The organism is Pedobacter cryoconitis (genome assembly GCF_014200605.1).
Taxonomy (GTDB): domain Bacteria; phylum Bacteroidota; class Bacteroidia; order Sphingobacteriales; family Sphingobacteriaceae; genus Pedobacter; species Pedobacter cryoconitis_B.
On sequence record NZ_JACHCE010000016.1, the window covers coordinates 1 to 1,748 of the forward strand.

General features: G+C 48.2%; 1 rRNA gene. It reads left to right on the forward strand.

Annotated elements, in window-relative coordinates:
- Positions 1–170: 170 nt before the first annotated feature.
- Positions 171–1,692 (forward strand): 16S ribosomal RNA (locus tag HDE68_RS26270).
- The last annotated feature ends 56 nt before the right edge of the window (positions 1,693–1,748 follow it).

Consider the following 1,748-nt stretch of genomic DNA (forward strand, 5'->3'; position numbering starts at 1 on the left):
CCGAGAAGTTCATTAAAGAGATGTCATTTACAAACGTAGCGAGGTAAACACGTACAAGTTCAAAGTACATGAACCGCGCGAGTTTTTTAAGTCTATTCTGACAGACAAATAAGAATAAGACTATTATTAATACAAGTTAAGAATGGTCAGTGTTCAAACAACAACATTTTACAATGGAGAGTTTGATCCTGGCTCAGGATGAACGCTAGCGGCAGGCCTAATACATGCAAGTCGAACGATACTCTTTAGCTTGCTAAGGAGGAAAGTGGCGCACGGGTGCGTAACGCGTATGCAACCTACCTTAATCAGGGGGATAGCCCGAAGAAATTCGGATTAACACCGCATAAAATCACAGTACAGCATTGTACAATGATCAAATATTTATAGGATTAAGATGGGCATGCGTGACATTAGTTAGTTGGCGGGGTAACGGCCCACCAAGACCACGATGTCTAGGGGATCTGAGAGGATGACCCCCCACACTGGTACTGAGACACGGACCAGACTCCTACGGGAGGCAGCAGTAAGGAATATTGGTCAATGGAGGCAACTCTGAACCAGCCATGCCGCGTGCAGGAAGACAGCCCTCTGGGTCGTAAACTGCTTTTATTCGGGAATAAACCTACTTACGTGTAAGTAGCTGAATGTACCGAAGGAATAAGGATCGGCTAACTCCGTGCCAGCAGCCGCGGTAATACGGAGGATCCAAGCGTTATCCGGATTTATTGGGTTTAAAGGGTGCGTAGGCGGCTTTTTAAGTCAGGGGTGAAAGACGGTGGCTCAACCATCGCAGTGCCCTTGATACTGAAGAGCTTGAATGAATTAGAGGTAGGCGGAATGTGACAAGTAGCGGTGAAATGCATAGATATGTCACAGAACACCGATTGCGAAGGCAGCTTACTATGATTTTATTGACGCTGAGGCACGAAAGCGTGGGGATCAAACAGGATTAGATACCCTGGTAGTCCACGCCCTAAACGATGAATACTCGCTGTTAGCGATACACAGTTAGCGGCTAAGCGAAAGCGTTAAGTATTCCACCTGGGGAGTACGGTCGCAAGATTGAAACTCAAAGGAATTGACGGGGGCCCGCACAAGCGGAGGAGCATGTGGTTTAATTCGATGATACGCGAGGAACCTTACCCGGGCTTGAAAGTTAGTGAATCATTTAGAGATAGATGAGTCCGCAAGGACACGAAACTAGGTGCTGCATGGCTGTCGTCAGCTCGTGCCGTGAGGTGTTGGGTTAAGTCCCGCAACGAGCGCAACCCCTATGTTTAGTTGCCAGCACGTTAAGGTGGGGACTCTAAACAGACTGCCTGTGCAAACAGAGAGGAAGGAGGGGACGACGTCAAGTCATCATGGCCCTTACGTCCGGGGCTACACACGTGCTACAATGGATGGTACAGAGGGCAGCAAGCTGGTAACAGCAAGCAAATCTCCAAAAGCCATTCACAGTTCGGATAGAGGTCTGCAACTCGACCTCTTGAAGTTGGATTCGCTAGTAATCGTATATCAGCAATGATACGGTGAATACGTTCCCGGGCCTTGTACACACCGCCCGTCAAGCCATGGAAGTTGGGGGTACCTAAAGTATGTAACCGCAAGGAGCGTCCTAGGGTAAAACCGATAACTGGGGCTAAGTCGTAACAAGGTAGCCGTACCGGAAGGTGCGGCTGGAATACCTCCTTTCTGGAGCAAGATAGATAACTCGCTGCGTAAATGATATACTAACGTTTGTTAGTTAT